Below are 19576 nucleotides of genomic sequence, written 5' to 3'. Positions count from 1 at the left end.
CCTAAATAGAGATTTATTTCAGGCGAGGTAAATTGAATATTTACAACTTTGGATCTAAGCACTTCAAACCACACTGAGACACTTTTAATCCATTTAGAGACAGGCCAACCTTCACTAACCTGCATAGAGCCTAGGTATTGCTGTTTTCTTGAGAACAGTCCTAATAGGCTCTAAATAATATATAAACCGTTAGATTCCGGCTTAAAAGCTTTGCAGGAATGACGACAAAGTTAACTTTCTTTTCTAACAAAATACCTAATTAATACCAATATGACACCCAACATGCCACCCAGCATTGTGCCTAACACACAGATTAATGCTCGTTTAGGCTTTGATTTCTCTTCTGGTATTAACGCTGGATCAATTGTTTTAAATACGTACTCATCGCGCACTTCGGCGAACATAATGGTTTTGGCTTGCTCTTCGATGAGTTTGTATAAAATTGAACGTATGTCTGCAACATTAGTTTGTTGGATTTGAATTCGTAAAAAGGCAGTACTTCTTTTAGCTTCAGTCACATCACGTTGCTTCATTTCGTTATTGATGTCAGCAACTAGCCAATTAACCCATTGATGAGCTACTGCCGGTGAAAGATGTTCTACTGAAACGGTGACCATACCAGTGTCTTTTGCAGCGTTAACGGCAATGATTTTACTGAAGACTTTATACGCTTCTTGCATTGACGGTTTAGGTTTAAACGGTGCATCGACTATCCGAAGCCACTTTTTGTCAGCTTCGTTATATAATTCGTCATCGTATCTAATGGTATTGTCGGCCATATTCCATTTTTTGGCCGCCATTAAGTCAGGCAACACATTGTGCTTTTGGATAAAATCACTGGTAAATTGACGTGATTTCATCACCTCCATTGCCATTTGGGTTTTATCGACACCACCACCGCCTAGGTTGATGCCAGCCATGCTTGCCAGGCCACCAAACTGTCCGGCAAGCGCCGCTAAACCGCCGCCTCCTTGCTCTGAATCAGCAGGAGCTAACAGCGCTTCTGATTTGTAGATATTCGGCTGGTTGATGGCAAAAATAACAGCACCGATAGTAAACACTGCAGTGATGGCAATAATTAACCATTTTCCTTGCCAAATAACTGCAAAAAGCTCGCGTAAGTCGATTTCGTCTGAATGATTGGAAAATTCAGAGTCTTGTTGGTATTTGTTTAATTCATTGGACATTTAAAACTTATCTCTTTGTTTGGGTTCTAGGTTCTAGGTTCTAGGTTCTAGGTTCTAGGTTCTAGGTTCTAGGTTCTAGGTTCTAGGTTCTAGGTTCTAGGTCAGCATGATAATTTGCAGCGTCTTCTTTCACGCAACCTTTTCTTATTTTGATTAACGCACCAAGCATTGCTGAAATTTCTCTGGCTTCATTAATAAGCTTTAATCCATTTTGTTTTTCTAAGACACCTATTTCAATAGCTATAAAAATTTGTGTTGCTAGCTCTCCGGATGAGCCCTTAGCAAAATATAAAAACCTTGCTGACTCAGCATGTGACTCTCGCTCTTCACCCTCCGCAATATTTGAAGGAATCGAAACTGCAGCTCGAGTCATTTGGTCTTTTAAACCATAATCTCTACAATTCTTTAATTCAGAATAGATATTGCACGCCAATCGACTTGATCGTTTCCATACTTCTAACTTTTGAAAACTAAATTCATTCATATAACCATCCTTGGCTCTACATGTTTTGTTATCGCTTTTAAACCCTAGGACCTAGTACCTAGATCCTAGTATGCTCATTTACCCTACAAAGTGGCGACTGCTGCTACTGCGATGGCGCTGTTATAAATAATGGTTGTGACTTGCCCCCACAGGGTTAGGCTATCTTTGTATTCGGTATCTAACGGTACAATGATGGTGTCGCCTGGTTCCATTTGATTGTTGTTAGTAAACCAGCTTGACTCATTTGGCATGGCAACAGAACCGTCCGCTTTAATGATGTAAATGCGGTCATCATCGGCACGTTTACGCGGGCCGCCAGACAATGATAAATATTGGTCGAAAGTCACACCGTCTTTAAAGCGATGAGTACTAGGATGTTGCACTTGTCCCATAACTGAAACTGTTTGATTTTTAGGTGGGATATATAATGCATCACCATCTTCCAAATCAAGATTTGCTTCATCTATATTTAGTGCAATAGCATTTAAATCAACGACTAAACGCCCTGCCACTTTAACATTCTCAAGTTCTTTAAGCATTAACTGGGCATCGGCATAGCCTACTGTTGGGGTGTCTTTGGTTAATGCTTTAGCGGCTATCTCACGGCGCAATTCATCAGACAACTTAACCAGTTCTAATTGCTCTTTCTCTTTTACAGATTCACGTAAAAACACTGCGCTTTTTAATGACGCATCAGTTGTGTAACTGCCTGCTCGAGCAATGACGTCTTTAAGTGTTTCGCCTCGTTGTATTGAATAAGTACCAGGGAATTTTACTTCGCCCTTAACAGTAATCCAACGTGCATCTTGCCAATAAGGTAAAGTTCTTACTGTTAAAATATCACGGCTTTGTAATAGAATATTCGACTCAGTGTTATTCATAACATCAGCAAGACTGAGCTGCTTATGCTCGATGGTGACACCGTCGGTTTCTGAAATATTTTGACGTGTTAATTCTGCTGATAATGTGTATGAACCTTCTTCTAATCCACCCGCTGCGATCAGTAATTCTTTTACATTTGCATTAAGCGTTAATGGATATTGTCCAGGAAAACGAACATTACCGTTAATACTAACCAGTCTAGCTGCATCGCCAAAACGGCTTTGATTTTTAATCTTACTGATAATTGGTTCTAATAGGGCTTCGCGGTCTTCATAATCGAATACTAAAATGGTATCGCGTGGTTTCAATAACAAATTATAAGAGGAATCAGGATTTGCAATCGCTTTACCTAGTGCTATACGTCGAATTTCGATATCACCACGTTGGTTAATTTCGCGCACTAGTAATGAATAATCAAGATCTGCAGTAATGGTTAAGTTGCCCCAAACAGAGGGCAGCAAGTCAGCCACTTTTGTTTGATTAGTCCATTGGTATTTACCTGGACGAATAACAGCTCCTGCAACTGTAATCGCATTTTCTACTCTTGTTGAAGCTGATTTTACATTGAGTAAATCGCCATTCCTAACCGGTGTTGATAACCCACTTTGTTCGGTTAAGTCTACGTTAACTACTGTCTTGACAGCCTTATCGCTATAACGTTCAACCACACTTGACTTAGGATAAGCTCCGGGATTCAAGCCGCTGGCCATTCTAAGTAAATCAGCCATGGTTTCGTTATGCTTTAATTCATATATAGCTGGGCGTCGGACTTCGCCCATCACACTCACACTCGCCCCAGCCGTAGGAATAAATACTACATCACCAGATTGTAAGCGCATATCCCCTGATGAATCACCGCGCATAAGTAAGTCGTAGAGGTCTAAGCTACTGACTGTTTTACCCGAACGTTTTAATTGGATATTACGTAACGAGCCTATTTCATTAATGCCACCGGATACAAATAAAGCCTGAGTGATGGTCGATAGACTAGAAACCGTATAAGAACCTGGTTGGTAAGCATCACCAGCAACGAAAATACGAATTGAACGTAACTCACCCATTGTAATACTTGAATTTATACCAATGATACTCTGAGCAATTTTGTCTTGAAGTAATGATTTTGCTTCTGAAAATGACAAACCGACTAAAGATATAGGGCCTAAGTCGGGAAATTGTACTGCACCATCACGACCGACGATTAATTGATAATTTTTATTTTCTTTGCCATATAATTGTACGTTGAGATTGTCCCCTGGACCGATCATATATTCATAAGGAACAGGTACGTCACTTACTGGTGCAAAGGTAGTTGGAGAACCGGCAAACAGGTCATAACCAAAGCGTTTTAATTGCGTTTGTTTTTGATCATCGATCGTTTCAGTTTTTGCTATCGTTTTAGTGGCCTGATTAGTTTTTTCATCTTCAGATTGATCAACAACTGCATCATGATTTGATTCGGTTTTTGAATTTGTATCACGAGGGGTTACAATTTGTGGGTTGGTAACTTGGGCTTGGCCACTTGTTGAACCGGAAAGCATTGATGGGTCTATACCATACTGTTTGGCTATGCGTTCTTGTTCAGATTTAGGCAATTGCTTAAATTGCTCGATCATTTGCGGAGAAGGAGTAACAGCTTGCGCTTGTGTGGTTAAAATAATAAAGGCCGATAAGCCAGCTAGTAACACGTTTTTGGTTTTATGTAGCACCAGATATCTCCAATATTATTTTTGTAATTAAAATAGTTCTAGGAACTCGCAAGCTCGCCAGAGGACGGACTTCGTCCTACTCGTTTAGCTGCCCTACTAGGGACAGCTTTGCTGTTAAGGTTTTATAGTATCTAGCAGCGAAGCGCTCTCACATCTAGATTTTATCGATTTTAAGACACGCTACCAATCCGCGTGGAGTCCAGAGTCCTTCGGCGTTCACTTAATGAATGAAATTGTTCATTCAAAGCCTTTATAAAATACGTCCTGTATTTTCCCATTCGGACCAGCTAAAGCTGTTAATAATTGTTCCTGACAATTATTTTCAGGCACGCTACCGCCCATGGATTACGGCTTCCAATTTGCCCTTCGCCACGCGAATCTTTAATTTTTTATTGGCTGTGAACCATAACAACCGCTAATCAAGCGCAGAATTATACTCAAAAATCAGCATAGATGCTTGAGTAAAACCCCCAGAACGTTTCAAAATTGTTGCAAAATAGCTTAAACACGGTTTAAACGGTTAATATTCAACCTTTACGACCAAAAACAGCGCTATAAATCTGCATCATTCAGCTTATAAATGGACAATATCCTACAAAGACTGTCGCCATTATCTGACAGCTCAGTCATTTAGTCATATTCGCTATTTATGTTGTTTGGTCATTATTTGGAACAACTTGTAAATTCGTCAACTCAACTAAAATCCTTTTTTGTTGTCCCATGATGTTAAATAACACATGGCAACGTTTATCTGGATTATTCTCGTCGAATATTGCTTCAAGGTCTTTAAACGGTCCGTCGACAAATTTGACTTTATCGCCTTTGCCTAACGGTTTGACCTCTTCTGGCACATAACCTTCAACACGCCTTTTAAGCGCTGAGATAATTCTGTCGTCAATGGGAGTCATATCTTCTCGGCAGCCAACAATACGATTAGCACCACGTGTATTGTGGATTTTGCTGACGCTGGTGACAAGAGGATCAAAATAGATAAACAGGTAGCTAGGGAAAAGTGGTGCCGTAACCATTTGCGGTTTATTGCGGACCATTTTTTGCTGGGTTATCACAGGTAAATAACTCTCGACTTCTTGTAAAGCCAAATTTTGCTGTGCACGTACTTCATGACGTGGTTTGCAATACAGTAAATACCAAGATTTCATTATTACTCGCTTGTTTAAATTTGCTCATCAGTTTGAGCAAGTGACATCCCATTCACGGCTTGGGATATTAACAAAATTACTTACCTATTTGAATGGGTTTCTAGGCCTTAATGCCTATAAATACAGCGTTTAAGTCACCGTCTGGTTTTATATTAAGCAATAACACCATCATTTATTATCTACATTTAGAAGTAACTAATTGATTTATCATTCTACATTGACTTAACACCTTTAGCGCACGGCGCCCGGTTAATTTTGCTTTATGTATAATTAAAAGAGCTTAGTAATATCAATCTGCTTACGTTAGCTGTAACCAAAAGCAAAGGCACTGTCTCAAGATCCGTCAATAGTCTGTACACCTAAACAGATTTAACAATGAATTGACGGCCTTTTATCATACTATTTCACTTCCAGTTATGACAATCCAAATCTGACTTGCCGATTATTAAATCGATAAATTCTGTTTGATGTTAGTCATTAATGTCAGTTTGAGGCGCTATAGATATTTCTAGCCTACAAAAATGAAAGCCTCGATAAACGAGGCTTTCATTAGATATTTTATGTTGACGTAAAGATTACTTATTCGGCTTGGGTGGATAATTCATCATTACAGTACCAATTGCTTGATTGATAGTGTTAATTCTCTCTTCTGGAGTGCTTTGTTCACGCACGGTATCGGCCACAGTACCACGCCAAATTAACTTACCCGTTTTGTTGTCAACTAAGTCGACCATTAATGTGCCAACATCGTATTCACGCACAGTCGTTTCACTATGAATACTGCCGCCAAATCCCCAACGAGGGCCGTAATATGGGTTATAGCCGAAGTTACTGTTAAAGGTGTCGATATTGATTTTTTTATCAACCTTAGTGATGTAGTTAACTAATAAATCGGCATTTTGTTTGTTGGCTTTGCTGATGCCTTTTTGGCTTAATTGAGTTTCGATAGCAGCACGAACACGTTGGTCCATGAGTCCGTCTAAATGATAGCCCGCATCTTCATTTTTTTTCTCTACCCATGAATAGGTTTTATATTGTTCAAATGATACCGATGGATCGAAGTCTGAAGTAGATTTCAAGGTGCTACATGCGCTCAATGCTAATACTGCCGCAGCGATAAATAAGGTTTTCATACAGGCTCCAAAAACAAGATGTTAATTCTTATTAGCTTATAGAGAGCAAAGGCGTTGTCAAGTTAACAAGGTTTCATAACAAATGATAACAAACGGAAATAGTGTTAAAGAGCGATGACAATCCAAGAGCCTAGATCGCTACGCTGCTAGGACGCTACGCGGCTAGATGCTATAAAATCAACAGCCTAGTCGCGCAGCGAGTCAATCTGAGCTGCGAAGCTGTTCTAGCAGGACGTAGTCCGTCCTCTGGCGAACCTGCGAGCGGCTAGATGCTATAAAATCAACAGCCTAGTATCGCAGCTAGTCAATCTGAGCTGCGAAGCTGTTTTAGCAGGACGTAGTCCGTCCTCTGGCGAACCTGCGAGCTGCTAGGACGCTATGCGGCTAGATGCTATAAAATCAACAGCCTAGTCGCGCAGCGAGTCAATCTTAGCTGCGAAGCTGTTCTAGCAGGACGTAGTCCGTCCTCTAGCGAGCCTGCGAGCTCCTAGCACCTAGCGGACATAGTCCGCCCTAGATACGTACATTACTAATCCACACTGTTTGGTAGGGTTGCAGTGACATGGTTTGGGTGATGTCTTCTATTGGCTGTCCGCTTAATAGATCAACCCAGTTTTCCGCAATAATAAGGTTCAGTTCGTTAATGGGCAGATCGGTGATTTGATCCGAGACGTTACTGATACAGAAGATACTTTGTTTACGATTACGACTTTGACGCCAAAAACCAAATAGCTGTAACCCTAGATGTAAGGTGAATTGAGTGGCATTGGGATGAAATGCAATTTGCTGAGTACGGATATTGATTAAATTAGTCAGCTCGGTTAGCACTTGGTTATGATCGCTGTTGGCATCATTTAGTTGTTCCGTTAATTGATTGAGATCCCAACGATGACGGTTAATGGCCCGATTATGGGAGGTATTGGCCAGTTTTTCATAGTCGTTGCGGGTTCCCAGTAAACTGTGAATATAAATACCTGGAATTCCTTCAAGCGCTAACATGATGGTATGAGCACACACAAAACGTTGCATTCCCCATAGATCTTTACCTTTAGTGGTTCCTTGTAACGCATCAAACAAGGCTATGTTCATTTCGTAAGGTTTTTGCAGGCCATCTTCTGTGGTTCTTGATGAAATTTGGCCACCGAACTGCTTCATGGTGTCGACCAGAGTTTCAATCTCAGCTTCATCGAGTAAGCCCTCTGCCGGGCGTAAACCAATGCCATCGTGAGAAGCAATAAAATTAAAGTAAGTGGTGCCGTCTTGTGCGGGCGGCATACTCATAAGCCAGCGCTTTAAGTATAAGCAACTGCCGGTAATCAGGCTGTTGATCAACAAAGGCGGCAACGAGAAGTTATATATGCAATGTGCCTCGTTTGCATTACCAAAATACGTTAAGTTTTGGGTGTTGGGAATGTTAGTTTCGGTAATGATAATGGCATCTTGTTGGGCGTGTTCAATTAATGTCCGCAATAAACGTACAACTTCATGGGTTTGCGGTAAGTTAATTGATTTATTGCCGACTATTTTCCATAAAAAAGCCACCGCATCGAGGCGAAAAATACTCACACCCGCATCTAAATATTGACGAATGATGCGGACAAACTCGATTAATACTTGTGGATTACGAAAATCAAAATCAACTTGATCATGACTAAAAGTACACCACACATGCTGAGTTCCGTTAGGTGTCTCTGTTGGTCTTAATAGTGCTGACGTTCTTGGCCGAACCACCGCACTTAAGTCATCATTTGGATTGGCAGTAAAGAAATAGTCATGTCCTACACCCTCACCTTTACAGAAATTATCAAACCATAAGCTTCGACTAGAACAATGATTGATCACTAAATCTGACATCAATCGTCGTTTACTGGCGATTGCACTGATGTCTGCCCACGACCCAAGCCCTTCGTTAACACTTGAATAGTCGATAACCGAGAAACCATCGTCTGAACTGTAAGGGAAAAACGGTAAAATATGCACAGCATTGATGCAACTTAAATAGCTGTCGATAAATTGTGCCAGCGTGGTGAGTGGCCGCTCACCTTGTTGGATCACACTGTCACCATAAGTGATCATAATAATGTCTTTTTCAGACCAATGATTTACAAAGGGTTCGGGCACTTGACAATACTCAGTGATACGCATGATATCGATGAGCTGATCAGCCAATGCTGGCACACTTATGCCAATGTCGACATCGTTGTAAATACAGCTAAGTTGTTGCTGCAGCTTTTGCTGTAATCCATCCATTACTGACATAGGGTGTCCTCTTGGTCGATTTTGATATTAGCTAAACTCGGCATTATCGGCTTCAACTGCAGCTTTAAGCTGTTCAAGCACGTCGGGCATGGCACTCACGACTCGGCTCCATGTTGGCATAAACGGGGTTTCCATTGGATTATCTAAAAAGCGTTGCCCTGCCGTGACAATATTTTGGGCAAACATTTCAACCGCTTTTTCTTCTAGATGTATATCGGTGGTTAAGCCATTCATTAATGCATCATTATGATAGGTTTCGACATAATCGAGGGCAATACGGTAATACGTTGCCTTAAGGGTTCGAAACGATTCGGTGCTAAAAGTATTACCTTGAGTGGCTAATTTTCGGAAAAATGCTTTGGTGATATCAATCGACATTTTAGACAAGCCCGCTTCTTCATTATCCAATGATAAGTCTTGATGTTTATGATCGTAATTGTCGGCAATATCGACCTGACAAATGCGATTATGGGCATAATTACGCTGCATTTCTGATAACACCCCAATTTCTAAGCCCCAGTCACTTGGAATACGTAGGTCGTTGAGCACGTCTCGTCTAAATGAAAACTCACCCGCTAATGGATAACGAAAACTGTCCATGTATTCTAAATATTCGTTATAACCAACCACTTTTTTAAGCGCTTTAATTAACGGTGTAACTAATAGACGTGACACTCGACCATTAATTTGCCCATTAGACACACGTGCATAATACCCTTTGCTAAATTCATAGTTAAACTGTGGATTAGCGACCGGATAAAGTAGTCTAGCGAGTAATGATTTTTCATAGGTCACGATGTCACAATCATGCAATGCAACCGATTCTGTTTTGCCTGAAGCCAAAATATAGCCCATGCAGTACCAGACATTTCGACCTTTACCCAGCTCTTTAGGGGCTAAGCCTAACGCTTGTAGCTTTGCATCCAGCGCTTGTAAGCGCGGGCCGTCATTCCATAGTATTCGGTGGTGCTGCGGTAACTCACCAAAAAAGCTGAGCGCGTGTTTGTACTGCTTCAGATCGGCCCTATCTAATCCAATTACAATTTCGGATAAATACGGCACCTGTTTTAATTTACTGACAATATCTTTAAGTGCGGCGCCTTTTAGCTCTGAATACAGAGATGGCAAAATTAATCCTAACGGACGCGTTTTTGAAAACTTGATTAAGTCTTGCTCAAGCTCTTCATGGGTACGTCGGGTTAAATTATGCATTGTGGTGACAATGCCATTTTGATAAAAGTCGGCCATGTTACGCCCCTCCAAATGGTAGTTGGTTTAGCTGCGATTCAGCCGATGAAGACAATAGAGTTTGCTTAATGCATTCGGCCCAACCTTTAGGGCCGCACTCACTGCTTTGAATACTTTGTTTTTGGGTCGTTAATATGGGAAATGGATGAACAGGTGACTTAATTTGTATTGCAAGATCAGCGGCTTCGAGCATGGCATTGTCATTACCACTGTCGCCGAGTGCAATGGTAGTCACTGGAGCGCTATATTGCTTGGAATAGATATCGGCTAACCATTTCATTGCCTTGCCTTTATCGCTATCTCCGCCCACATGTAGAAAGCGTCCCCCCTGCAGGGTATGTGCACCAACGCTTGTCATCAACTCAATAAAGGCTTGTTTATTAGCTTCATTGCCTTGCCAAAGTACTGGCTCTGCATAATGCCTAATCAAAGCCAATTTGGCATTATCGGGTGACAAATCGGTTATCTCACATAACTCTTCAACTGATAAAGATGAAAAACCAATAAAGTCATCGTTAAATGCCTGTGCATGTTGGTTTAATAATTCAAGCCAGTATTGTCGCGGCTGACAAAACTCTTTTATCCAATAATATCCTTGGGTAAATGTCCCTTCAGGCTGTTGGTCAAAATACCCTATTGGAATATAAACGACTGCACCATTTTCAGATATAAACGGTGAGTTAAACCCGATGGTTTGTTGTAGCTTCACCATTTCAGCAAAGGTTTTACTGGTATTAGCGATAATAGGAATATGGCGTTCATTCAATGCTTCAATCACTTCAATTGCATGACTAAAACTATAGTCAAAATGGTCCAGCAAAGTGCCATCGATGTCGGTAAAGATAAGTGGTCGTGTTGTCATATCGTATCCCTTTTCAATCATTGAATGCTGACTATCAAGAACGATTATCTAGCGGTATAAACGGTGACGAGCGGTGACGAGCGATATCAAGCGGTGACGAGCTTAAAGCCTAGAAGCTAATTCGCTGCGCGGCTAGATTCTATAAAAGCTAAATGCCAACGTTCACCCGTTTCCACACCATCCGTTTGTTATCGCCCTCACTTGTTATCGCCTCTCATGGCTCTATTCGTAGGCGCAGCGTTCGCTTGTTATCGCTCGTCATAGATCTATCAGTAAGCGCAACGTCCGCTCGTTATCGCCTGTCATCGCTCTATCAGTAAGCGCAACGCCCGCTCGTTATCGTCTGTCATAACGCTATCAGTAAGCGCAGCGTTTGCTTGTTATCGCTTGTTATCGTCTGTCATAGCTCTATCAGTAAGCGCAGCGTTTGCTTGTTATCGCCTGTCATCACTCTATCAGTAAGCGCAGCGTTCGCTTGTTATCGCTCGTCATAGTTCTATCAGTAAGCGCAGCGTTCGCTCGTTATCGTCTGTCATCACTAAATTCGTAAGCGCAGTTCGCTCGTTATCGTCTGTCATAGCTATTTCTGTTGTCGCTGTAACTCAATTAACTGATTAGGTAGATTCAGGATATGTGCCAAACGTAATAACTTTGCACCTTAATGGCACAAATAGACTTTACCCATTGATATGTTTGATATTATTTTCAGAATAAAAACGATGATGTGAAAAGGTGTATTGACCAGGATAAGAAGATATGTGCAACAATGAATAAAAATTGCACCATTTTGGGGCAAAAAAAAAGGAAGGTGAGCGGTAACAAGCGATTGAAAGAGATGGCGAGTGATGAAAAGCGATAAAAGCTAAAAGACCTAGTAACTCGAACGGTACTGGAATCTGGTGATTAAATCTTAGCAGCGAAGCTGTTCCTAGAAGCGAAGCGCACTATCCGCGTAGCGGCCTATTATTTAGAATCTAGATGACTAGAGCGCTACGCTGCTAGATACTATAAAAGCCAAAAGACCTAGTAACTCGAAAAGTACTGGAATCTGGTGACCAAATCTTAACAGCGAAGCTGTTCCTCGAAGCGCAGCGCTCTATCCGCGTAGCGGTCTAGAATTTAAAATCTAGATGACTAGAGCGCTACGCTGCTAGATACTATAAAAGCCAAAAGACCTAGTAACTCGAAAAGTACTGGAATCTGGTGACCAAATCTTAACAGCGAAGCTGTTCCTCGAAGCGCAGCGCTCTATCCGCGTAGCGGTCTAGAATTTAAAATCTAGATGACTAGAGCGCTACGCTGCTAGATGCTATAAAAGCTAAAAGACCTAGTAACTCGAACGGTACTGGAATCTGGTGATTAAATCTTAGCAGCGAAGCTGTTCCTAGAAGCGCAGCGCTCTATCCGCGTAGCGGCCTAGCACTTAGCGTCTAGATTAATACTGGTTTTCGAAATAGCTTTCTATAATTAATACCGCTGATACCGCATCAATTTGGCCTTTAGTTAACGCTTTAAATCCACCAAGCTCGAATAAACGAGCTTTAGCATCTGCAGTGGTTAAGCGTTCGTCTTGAGTGGCAATTTTAACGCCAAAACGACCGTTAATTCTATTAGCAAATTTCCGAGCACGTTGAGTCATCTCTTGCTCGGTACCGTCCATATTTAACGGTAAACCGACGACGACAAGATCTGGTTGCCATTCTTTTAATAATTTATCGATATCATCCCAATTAGGGATCCCATCAACCGCTTTAATTGATAATAAAGGTGTGGCGCTAGCTGTAATGGCTTGACCTATAGCGACACCAATACTTTTGGTGCCGTAGTCGAACCCTAAAACGGTTTGTGGTTGCATGTTTATCTCTTGGTTTAATCTTTAGAGGACGCTTTAAAAGCAACAGCCTAGAGCGCTACGCTGCTAGGACGCTTCGCGGCTAGATTCTATAAAATCTTAGCATCAAAGCAGTCCGCCCTAGCAGCGCAGCGACCTATTTTTAAGCATGTCCGACTTGGCTCGACATTTGCCAAATATCAAATCCGAGCTGTTGGGTAGCCATTAGCCACATTTGTTCAGGCTCAACGTTAAATAATAACTCTGGTGTCGCTTTAATCGTTAACCAGGTGTTGTCGGCAATTTCTTGTTCAAGCTGGTCTTTACTCCAACCAGCATAACCTAGCGCAACAATAAAATTTTCGGGTGATTTATCAGAACCAATCGAGGCTAATATATCTCGCGAGGAGGTTAACATAGTCTCTTCGCTAATTTCAGTGCTGTTAACCCAGTGCTTTTGAGGCGTGTGTAATACAAAACCACGTTCGGGGGCGACAGGGCCGCCAATGAGCACTTGACTGTCTAAGGAGAATAAAAACTCTGGCGATAGATAGAGTTCCATTTGTTCAAGCAGATCTTCAACCTCAACACCGATTGGACGGTTAACCATTAAGCCCATGGCACCTTTTTTATCATGCTCACAAATGTATATCACCGAGCGCTCGAAAAATGTGTCATCTAATGATGGCATTGCAATTAAAAAGTGGTCTTTGAAATTATCCATATGCTATCCCCAATAGTGTTTTAGCGTTTTGTATTATCCACCCGCTAATTTCACAGTGAAATTTAACTTTTCTAATATGGATTTTATTTGTTCGCGATTGTCAGTTTGTACTTCAATGCAGAAGTCTTTCACTGTACCACCGCAGCCACATTGTTTCTTCAATTTTTGCGCAAGGTCTTTTAAGGCTTTTTCATCTAATTCGAGCCCTTTGATCACACTTACGCCCTTACCTTTACGCCCTTTACTGTCTTTATGGATCCGCACTATACCGTCGCCAGTGGGTACTTCAGCTTGTGGCTTTGGCTGATCAATACGACCTTTATCAGTGCTATAAACTAATGCGATATTGGGATCTATTCTCATATTATTTCTTTAGCAGTACAACATTATTTGAGTTTAACAAATCATAAAAGCAGAGGCGAGCAGTGAAAGGCGATTAAAAGAATGATAACGAGCGGTGAAGAGCGGTGGAAAACGATAACGAGCGAAAAGGCATAGAGCCTAGGACGCTACGCTATAGAATCTAAGCTGCGAAGATATCATGTTCGCTTGTTATCACCTTTACCGCTTGTTACCGCTTGTCACCCTCATTTCATCGTAGTTTCTTTTCGATGAAATTATAAGAAAGGTTTTACCAGATTGGCCATCATGTTGATGTGGTCGTCGTTGTCATTTAGGCATTCGATGTATCTGAAGTTTTTGCCGCCGGCATCTTCAAATACGTGACGATTTTCGCCTTTGATTTCTTCTAGGGTTTCTAGGCAATCGGCGCTAAATGCTGGGCAGATGACGGCGATGTCGGTGATACCTTTGGCTGGTAGGCTGGCGATTGTTGCGTCAGTATAAGGTTGTAACCATTTAGCCTTGCCAAAGCGAGACTGGAATGTTGCAACGTAATCGTCTTCACTTAAGCCTAATTTTTCGACCACTAAACGAGTCGTTTTCAAGCAGAAACAGTAATAGGGATCGCCTAAATGCAAATTACGCTCAGGCATACCATGGTAAGACATCACTAGTTTTTGCGGTTTACCGTGCTGATCAAAATCTTTTTGGATAGATGCTGCAAGCGCATCGATAAGATCTGGGTTGTCATGGTAGGTGTTTATAAAATGCAGTGCAGGGATATATCGCCATTTCATTAATTCTTTAGCTAAAGCATCAAATGCTGAACCCGTTGTTGGCGCAGCATACTGCGGATATAAAGGCAGAACAACTAGGTTATCTACGCCTTGTTTATGCATAGCTTGTAAGGTGCTCGACGTTGATGGCGAACCATAACGCATCGCTAAATGTACACTTGCATCGTACCCTTGCGCGTGTAGATGTTTGGCTAGTTTGGCTTGTTGACGTTGGCTGATAGCCAGTAAAGGAGAGCCCTCGTCGGTCCAGACTTGTTTGTATAAGGCTGCTGATTTAGCAGGACGAATACGTAAAATAATCCCATGAAGAATAATCATCCATATCAGCTTTGGAATTTCGACTACTCGAGGATCCGCCAAAAACTCAGCTAAATAGATGCGAACAGCTGATGCAGTAGGTGCATCTGGTGTACCTAGATTCAATAATAATACACCAGTTTTGCCACGAGCTTTGTGGCCGGTGTCTTTATCTAACCCTGAAAATCTAGCCAAAGTATCTTCTCCGTTATTGATATGGTTTTATAAATACAGCTCACTTTGGATATCTCATGAGCTTAAATCAAAATTGTATCGCATTCATTTAAAACAAAAAGAGCGCTAGGTATCGATTTTATCATCAAATTAACCCGCACTCGGCAAATATTTATTTACCCTAGCTAACTCGCTTAGGTCATTCTATTAAGTCGCTCTATTAAGTCGCTCTATCTAGTCGCTAAGCTAAACGGCCCTGTTTAGCTAACGATTACAAAACTGATTCAATCGCTTTTTTCAATTCTTCGCTATCAGGTTTCACACGAGAACTGAATTGTTGTACGGTTTGGCCATCAGCGGAAACTACGTATTTGTAGAAATTCCATTTAGGTTCGCCAGTTTTGTCGCCTAAGTATTTAAATACTGAGTTAGCCTCACCGCCTCTAACAGGTGATGTTGCCACCATGGTAAACGTAACACCATAATTAATGAAACAAACATCGGCAGTTTTAGCTTCGTCTTTTTCTTCTTGGAAAAAATCATCTGATGGAAAGCCAATCACTACTAAACCTTTGTCGGCATATTGTTTGTGTAATGCTTCAAGTGCTTCAAACTGAGGGGTAAATCCACAATGGGATGCAGTATTAACGATTAATACGGCTTTGCCTTGGGTGAGTTCACATAAATTGACGTTTTCTGTTGAGTGTAATTTACGAGCGTCAACATTGAGATAATCAGGACAATTTGCAGCCACGGAACCAAAACTTAATCCCAATAAGCCAATTGCCGTTAGGTATTTAATCATTGTTAGTTTGTCCTTTACTCAAAGTTTATAAGAATAGATAGAAATAGGCACCGATAAACGAATTTATCGATGCCTATTAGATATCACAGGACTGTACGAAGTACTGCTTTTTTCAGATCATAAATGATTAGAAATAAAAACCAATATTAATATTTAAACGTGAATGCCATGATGTATCACCGTTATCGATACCAACACCTGCACCATCAACAAACCACATATTTTTACCGGCAATCCAATCTACATAAGAATAAAATTTACCTGCAGTGATGGCAACACCAGTCACATTCTGGATAGAATCATCAAGTCCTTGACCCGATGCCATTACCTGGCTGTAATCGTTGTAAAAATTTAAATTAGTGATTGGTCCCCAATCAACGTCAAACGATTTAGCAATGTTAACGGTAGCAACATCGGCTTCAGCAGCAATCTCAAATGGATATTGAAATGCACTCAACGCAATACGTTCACTGTTGTCTATATCATAGTCATAATGAATATATTGTAATTGTAATTGCCATTTTTTCCAGTCAAGTTGCCAATGCGCTGCAGCGGCAAGGCCATTGGTGTCTTCACCCACTACGGTAGCTGCATCAGCCATAAAATCTAATTGGCTGTATTGTAATGAACCACCTAACTTATGAGTGACTTCACCAGAAGTAAATTCACGTTCAACTCGAGCGTTGATTTGTCCTGCCTCTTCATATGGTGAATCGGCTGTTGTGGCCGCATCAAATGAGTAACGGTCATAATTAGAACCGTCGCCAATTTCGTCATTAACAAAATAAGCTAAATCATAGCGCCAACCATCTTGTTCATTTTTGTAATGGATACCAGCATCGTAATCATCTTCAAAACCAAGATAATAGGTTGCGCCGAACCAAAATGAATGAGCAGCATAAGGCAATAAACCAAATGGGACTTGGGTTACACCCACTTGCACTGATTGGGCGTCATCAAATTGATAACCCATGTAGGCATGATGCACTACGTCCATGTTTTCATACCAACGATACTGAGCTGAGGCGAATAAGCCATCTTTGCTCTTGTAATTAACGTCAGCACGGAACAATTCAAACTCAAGCTTGGCGTTGTCGTCGTAATCTTTCCAACCGTAGTTCACCCGAACTGCACCGCCAATATCAACTTCATCGGTGACAGGTACAGCCGATGCCGAAAGCGGGAGTAAGATTAACGAAGAAAAGACGGTGATTTTTTGCCATAACTGCATGAAACATCCTTGAAAGAACAATGTTATAAAGCGTGATAAAAATGAGTAACGTATAATGTGTTTATACGGATAAGGTTACTAAATAAAGGTTTTAATGTACTTTTGTCATCGAAATGTCCACGACAACAGGAGTAATTATAACAATGATAACGGCCATGATAACAAAAAAAGGCCGTAAGATGTTACTTACGACCTCTCATAACCAATGGTTCGATTGATAATCCACTCATTTATTGGCTCAAAACATCACTAATTCACTCATTTATTGGCTCAAAACATCACTAATCCATGTCGAGAGTAATGCCTTCCATTGATCCTGAAGAAGCCGCTTCATTATTTCGCAATTTAATCATTAAACGTAAATCGTTTGGCGAGTCGGCATGATGTAATGCATCGGCGTAACTAATCTCACCCTCTACATATAAATCTAGCAATGCCTGGTCAAAAGTCTGCATGCCTTGTTCGCGTGACTTACCCATGGTTTCTTTCAGTAAATGCAACTCATTTTTAGCAATCAAACTGGCCACTCGAGGGGTATTAATTAACACCTCAATGGCGGCGCGGCGCCCGGTGCCGTCTGATTTCGGAATAAGCTGTTGCGCTACGATGCCACGTAAATTTAACGACAAATCAAACAACAGTTGATTGTGCTTACTTTCCGGTACTAAATGCATAATGCGATCGAGTGCTTGGTTAGCGTTGTTTGCATGCAAGGTTGCCATGCATAAATGACCCGTTTCGGCAAATGACAACGCAAACTCCATGGTTTCTTGAGTACGGATTTCACCAATCAGAATGACATCTGGCGCTTGACGCAAAGAGCTTTTAAGCGCGGCATCAAATGAGTCGGTATCAATACCCACTTCACGCTGAGTAATAATACTTTTACGATGGTTATGCACAAACTCAACTGGGTCTTCAATGGTCAGAATATGTCCGCGAGCATGAGCATTTCGATACCCCACTAGCGCAGCCAACGAAGTCGACTTACCAGTACCGGTACCACCCACCATAATGATAAGACCACGCTTACTCATGACCAAGTCTTTCAAAATAGGGGGGAGTTTTAGGTCATCAACTTCAGGTATTTGGGTTTCGATACGGCGCATAACACAACCGGCTGATTCGCGTTGCCAAAAGGCACTGACACGAAAACGACCTAAATCTTTGGCTGCAAATGCAAAGTTACACTCACTAGTGTCGTGAAATTCTTTCTTTTGAACGTCACTCATCAACGACTCAACAAACACTAATGATTGCTCTGGTGTTAATCGATTATCGGATAGTTGACGTAGCTCTCCGTCGATTTTGGCACTGGGTGGAAAACCAGCAGTGATAAATAAATCAGACGCCTTTTTTTCCACCATCATATTTAAAAACGGACGAACATCCATGATCCCAGTTCCTTAGAAATTAGCTTGTTTATTCGAACTCTTCTGCATCGCATCTTCACGGGTAATTAACCCACGATTAACTAAGTTTTGCAGACATTGATCAAGGGTTTGCATACCGTGAGACATACCCGTTTGAATAGCTGAATACATTTGCGCGACTTTGTCTTCACGAATAAGATTTCGAATCGCTGGGGTGCCCATCATGATTTCATGAGCAGCCACTCGGCCACCACCAATTTTCTTGATCAATGTTTGTGAAATAACCGCCTGAAGTGACTCTGACAACATGGTACGAACCATGCTCTTTTCACCTTCAGGGAATACATCGACTATACGGTCAATAGTTTTGGCAGCTGAAGTGGTATGCAAAGTACCGAATACTAAGTGACCCGTTTCAGCAGCTGTCATGGCTAAGCGAATGGTTTCGAGGTCGCGCATTTCACCCACAAGAATAACATCCGGATCTTCACGTAATGCACTTCTTAGGGCTGCATTAAAGCTATGTGTGTGTTTGTGAACTTCACGCTGGTTGATTAGGCATTGCTTGTTTTGGTGTACGAATTCTATCGGGTCTTCAATGGTTAAAATATGGTCATGTCGGTTTTCATTTACATAATCGACCATCGCAGCCAATGTGGTTGATTTACCCGAACCAGTAGGCCCGGTGACTAATACTAAGCCACGTGGGAAACTGGCGATTTTTTTAAATATTTCTGGTGCGCCCAATTGCTCAAGAGACAAAATGTCAGACGGAATGGTACGGAATACCGCGCCAGCGCCACGCGACTGATTAAATGCGTTCACACGAAAACGCGCTAGATTAGGCACTTCGAATGAAAAATCGATTTCTAGATGTTCTTCATAGTCTTTACGTTGTTTATCATTCATGATGTCATAGACAAGACTATGAACGCCTTGATGATCTAACGCAGGTAAATTAATTTTTCTTACCTCACCGTCAACGCGGATCATAGGAGAAACGCCTGCTGAAAGATGTAGATCTGATGCTTTGTGTTTTACACTAAAGGCGAGTAATTCAGTGATTTCCATTGTAGAGACA

16 protein-coding genes are annotated in these 19576 nt (G+C 41.4%); all 16 read right to left on the bottom strand.

Features of this window, described 5'->3' with window-relative positions; all coding sequences use genetic code 11:
* Positions 1-230: 230 nt before the first annotated feature.
* The 16 genes from AAEY98_RS19775 to AAEY98_RS19700 all read right to left on the bottom strand — a co-directional run bounded on the left by AAEY98_RS19775 (position 231) and on the right by AAEY98_RS19700 (position 19566).
* The gene (locus AAEY98_RS19775) at positions 231-1187 is read right to left on the bottom strand and encodes a Wzz/FepE/Etk N-terminal domain-containing protein (protein WP_351019023.1); all 957 of its coding nucleotides are present in this window, start codon (positions 1185-1187) and stop codon (positions 231-233) included.
* 82 nt (positions 1188-1269) lie between these two features.
* Positions 1270-1671 (bottom strand): four helix bundle protein, encoded by a 402-nt coding sequence (locus AAEY98_RS19770; protein WP_351019020.1) that lies wholly within the window; start codon positions 1669-1671, stop codon positions 1270-1272.
* A gap of 83 nt (positions 1672-1754) precedes the next feature.
* Positions 1755-4259 carry an SLBB domain-containing protein gene (locus tag AAEY98_RS19765; RefSeq protein WP_351019017.1) on the bottom strand — a complete coding sequence of 835 codons (2505 nt, stop codon included), beginning with the start codon at positions 4257-4259 and terminating at the stop codon, positions 1755-1757.
* Positions 4260-4906: 647 nt separating this feature from the next.
* Positions 4907-5419 carry a transcription/translation regulatory transformer protein RfaH gene (gene rfaH, locus AAEY98_RS19760; RefSeq protein ID WP_351019014.1) on the bottom strand — a complete coding sequence of 171 codons (513 nt, stop codon included), beginning with the start codon at positions 5417-5419 and terminating at the stop codon, positions 4907-4909.
* A 575-nt stretch (positions 5420-5994) separates the two neighbouring features.
* A complete protein-coding gene (locus AAEY98_RS19755; RefSeq protein ID WP_351019011.1) occupies positions 5995-6552 on the bottom strand; it encodes a DUF4136 domain-containing protein in 558 nt (185 codons plus the stop codon).
* A gap of 513 nt (positions 6553-7065) precedes the next feature.
* Entirely contained in the window at positions 7066-8811 is a 1746-nt protein-coding gene (locus tag AAEY98_RS19750) for a sugar phosphorylase (RefSeq protein WP_351019008.1), read from the bottom strand.
* Between the two features lie 27 nt (positions 8812-8838).
* Positions 8839-10059 carry a glycosyltransferase family protein gene (locus tag AAEY98_RS19745; RefSeq protein WP_351019005.1) on the bottom strand — a complete coding sequence of 407 codons (1221 nt, stop codon included), beginning with the start codon at positions 10057-10059 and terminating at the stop codon, positions 8839-8841.
* A gap of 1 nt (position 10060) precedes the next feature.
* Positions 10061-10921 (bottom strand): HAD-IIB family hydrolase, encoded by an 861-nt coding sequence (locus AAEY98_RS19740; RefSeq protein WP_157822787.1) that lies wholly within the window; start codon positions 10919-10921, stop codon positions 10061-10063.
* Between the two features lie 1435 nt (positions 10922-12356).
* Positions 12357-12776 carry a Holliday junction resolvase RuvX gene (gene ruvX / locus AAEY98_RS19735; protein WP_182772352.1) on the bottom strand — a complete coding sequence of 140 codons (420 nt, stop codon included), beginning with the start codon at positions 12774-12776 and terminating at the stop codon, positions 12357-12359.
* Between the two features lie 139 nt (positions 12777-12915).
* On the bottom strand, positions 12916-13476 hold the full coding sequence (locus AAEY98_RS19730) for a YqgE/AlgH family protein (protein ID WP_101086414.1): 561 nt from the start codon (positions 13474-13476) through the stop codon (positions 12916-12918).
* A gap of 33 nt (positions 13477-13509) precedes the next feature.
* Positions 13510-13839, bottom strand: a complete 330-nt coding sequence (gene yciH / locus AAEY98_RS19725) for a stress response translation initiation inhibitor YciH (protein WP_059744130.1) — start codon at positions 13837-13839, stop codon at positions 13510-13512.
* A 254-nt stretch (positions 13840-14093) separates the two neighbouring features.
* A complete protein-coding gene (hemH, locus tag AAEY98_RS19720; RefSeq protein WP_192115840.1) occupies positions 14094-15107 on the bottom strand; it encodes a ferrochelatase in 1014 nt (337 codons plus the stop codon).
* Positions 15108-15357: 250 nt separating this feature from the next.
* Positions 15358-15891, bottom strand: coding sequence for a glutathione peroxidase (locus tag AAEY98_RS19715; RefSeq protein WP_101086412.1), 534 nt, complete (start codon positions 15889-15891; stop codon positions 15358-15360).
* Positions 15892-16018: 127 nt separating this feature from the next.
* On the bottom strand, positions 16019-17122 hold the full coding sequence (locus AAEY98_RS19710) for a putative porin (protein WP_162023653.1): 1104 nt from the start codon (positions 17120-17122) through the stop codon (positions 16019-16021).
* A 281-nt stretch (positions 17123-17403) separates the two neighbouring features.
* On the bottom strand, positions 17404-18516 hold the full coding sequence (locus tag AAEY98_RS19705) for a PilT/PilU family type 4a pilus ATPase (protein ID WP_192115838.1): 1113 nt from the start codon (positions 18514-18516) through the stop codon (positions 17404-17406).
* Positions 18517-18528: 12 nt separating this feature from the next.
* Positions 18529-19566: a type IV pilus twitching motility protein PilT gene (locus AAEY98_RS19700; RefSeq protein ID WP_059744125.1), complete on the bottom strand. Its 1038-nt coding sequence runs from the start codon at positions 19564-19566 to the stop codon at positions 18529-18531.
* Positions 19567-19576: the final 10 nt, after the last annotated feature.

The organism is Shewanella sp. AC91-MNA-CIBAN-0169, from assembly GCF_040310165.1.
Lineage (GTDB): Bacteria > Pseudomonadota > Gammaproteobacteria > Enterobacterales > Shewanellaceae > Shewanella.
Note: the sequence above shows the minus strand (reverse complement) of the source record. Positions and strands in the feature narration are given on the sequence as shown.

Excerpts from the sequence above, each read along its gene's own strand:
- AAEY98_RS19775 (WP_351019023.1), bottom strand. The coding sequence starts at position 1,187 with ATGTCCAATGAATTAAACAAATACCAACAAGACTCTGAATTTTCCAAT.
- AAEY98_RS19770 (WP_351019020.1), bottom strand. The coding sequence starts at position 1,671 with ATGAATGAATTTAGTTTTCAAAAGTTAGAAGTATGGAAACGATCAAGT.
- rfaH (WP_351019014.1), bottom strand. The coding sequence starts at position 5,419 with ATGAAATCTTGGTATTTACTGTATTGCAAACCACGTCATGAAGTACGT.
- AAEY98_RS19755 (WP_351019011.1), bottom strand. The coding sequence starts at position 6,552 with ATGAAAACCTTATTTATCGCTGCGGCAGTATTAGCATTGAGCGCATGT.
- AAEY98_RS19750 (WP_351019008.1), bottom strand. The coding sequence starts at position 8,811 with ATGTCAGTAATGGATGGATTACAGCAAAAGCTGCAGCAACAACTTAGC.
- AAEY98_RS19745 (WP_351019005.1), bottom strand. The coding sequence starts at position 10,059 with ATGGCCGACTTTTATCAAAATGGCATTGTCACCACAATGCATAATTTA.
- AAEY98_RS19740 (WP_157822787.1), bottom strand. The coding sequence starts at position 10,921 with ATGACAACACGACCACTTATCTTTACCGACATCGATGGCACTTTGCTG.
- ruvX (WP_182772352.1), bottom strand. The coding sequence starts at position 12,776 with ATGCAACCACAAACCGTTTTAGGGTTCGACTACGGCACCAAAAGTATT.
- AAEY98_RS19730 (WP_101086414.1), bottom strand. The coding sequence starts at position 13,476 with ATGGATAATTTCAAAGACCACTTTTTAATTGCAATGCCATCATTAGAT.
- yciH (WP_059744130.1), bottom strand. The coding sequence starts at position 13,839 with ATGAGAATAGATCCCAATATCGCATTAGTTTATAGCACTGATAAAGGT.
- AAEY98_RS19715 (WP_101086412.1), bottom strand. The coding sequence starts at position 15,891 with ATGATTAAATACCTAACGGCAATTGGCTTATTGGGATTAAGTTTTGGT.
- AAEY98_RS19710 (WP_162023653.1), bottom strand. The coding sequence starts at position 17,122 with ATGCAGTTATGGCAAAAAATCACCGTCTTTTCTTCGTTAATCTTACTC.
- AAEY98_RS19705 (WP_192115838.1), bottom strand. The coding sequence starts at position 18,516 with ATGGATGTTCGTCCGTTTTTAAATATGATGGTGGAAAAAAAGGCGTCT.
- AAEY98_RS19700 (WP_059744125.1), bottom strand. The coding sequence starts at position 19,566 with ATGGAAATCACTGAATTACTCGCCTTTAGTGTAAAACACAAAGCATCA.